The 1,531-nt window shown below is 69.4% G+C and carries 2 protein-coding genes; both read left to right on the top strand.

The annotated features are described in order from the left end of the window. Positions 1-238 precede the first annotated feature (238 nt). Complete coding sequence (locus tag G5S38_RS15445; protein WP_165070534.1) at positions 239-547, top strand: hypothetical protein; 309 nt, start codon at positions 239-241, stop codon at positions 545-547. A 58-nt stretch (positions 548-605) separates the two neighbouring features. After that, on the top strand, positions 606-1,409 hold the full coding sequence (locus G5S38_RS15450) for a YidC/Oxa1 family membrane protein insertase (protein WP_165070536.1): 804 nt from the start codon (positions 606-608) through the stop codon (positions 1,407-1,409). The last annotated feature ends 122 nt before the right edge of the window (positions 1,410-1,531 follow it).

Raw genomic sequence — 1,531 nt, forward strand, 5'->3', positions numbered from 1 at the left:
CCACTCGAACACCACCAACCATGCTGGTCCGGGCTGTGTTGCGAACATTGCATCCCCCCAGCCAACACCACACAAAACCCCCGCGGGCGACCCGCGCAACATCAGTGGAGAACCCCCCTCCTCCCCGCCTGTGCAGGACAAGACCACCCCCACCCCACCCCCACCCCCAACCCACCGGCGCACGACGACAGACCACCCACCCCACCCCCAGCCCACCTCACCCAACTAGGCTGGCCACGTGAGATCGGCCATCCAGCTCCACGCCCTGCGCCTCGTCGTCGCGCTGACGACCCTGGCCGTGGTGCTCGCCGTCGCCGACCAGCCGCACGCCGCCGCACTCCTGCTCGGAGGCGCTGCCGCCGTCATGATCGTCGGCGCCATCCACTACGCGGTGCTCACCCTCGTCATGACCGAACGGTCGCGCGGCATCGGCGGCCGGTCGAGGGAGCACAGGCAGGTTCTGGCACGGATGCCGGCGCCGCAGCATCCAGACACGGTCGGGCGAGCACGTCCGCGAGCCCCCGGAGCGATGATTCCGGTCGCCTGACCCGTCGTCGACGGGTGGGTGGCCACGAGCCATCCACCCATTCCGACCTCAGGACACCGTGAACATCTACGACTTTCCGCCCATCGCGGCGGCGCTCGACACCGCCCACACCGCCGTCACCACCCTTGCCGACCTGCTCACCCCGCTCGCCGGGGTGCACTCCACCGCCCTCGCCATTGTGCTGTGCGCCCTGCTCATCCGGGTGGCCCTCATCCCCGTGGGGGTCTCGACCGCGCGGGCCGACGCCGACCGCAGGCGGCTGGCCCCCAGCATCCATCGCATTCGAGAGAAATACGGCACAAACCCCGAGTTGCTGCGTCGAAAGACCATGGAGCTGTACACCGCGGAGAAGGTGTCGCCGCTCGCCGGCTGCCTGCCGCTGCTCGTGCAGGCTCCCATCGTGAGCGTCGTCTACGGACTCTTCGTCACGCCGCGAATCAACGGGCACGCCAACGAGCTGCTCGGTGCACCACTCTTCGATGTGCCCCTCGGCTCGTCGCTGCCCGGCCTCGTGACCGCGGGCACGTGGTGGCCGGACGTCGCCGTGGTCGGGGTGCTGCTCGCGGTAATCGCCGTGGTCTCTGCGCTGTCGCGCCATGTCGCGCTGCGCTGGTCGGCGCAGAATCCCGCACCGGCCGCGACGCCGCGCTCGCCCGGATCCCCCGCCATGCCCGTCATCCCCGCCGGCACCCTCGCGATGCTGAGCTGGTTGCCGTTCCTGACCGTGGTGTTCGCGGCCATCGTGCCCCTCGCGGCAACGCTGTACCTCACGGTGACCACCGCGTGGACCCTCGCCGAACGCGTACTGCTGCGGCGCAGGTTCGACCGGCTGGCGGCCGCCCGGGCATCGTCGCAGCCCTAGATGAGTGAGTCCTAATTGGTCTCGCTGTGGCCGGTGCGATGTCCCGATCGGGATAGCCCCGCGTGGTCGCTGTTAATCGTTGGCGGAGGGTGTTAAACCCTGTGTGTGAAAACCGACCTCAA

This window comes from Marisediminicola senii, from assembly GCF_011057645.1.
Taxonomy (GTDB): Bacteria; Actinomycetota; Actinomycetes; order Actinomycetales; family Microbacteriaceae; genus Marisediminicola; species Marisediminicola senii.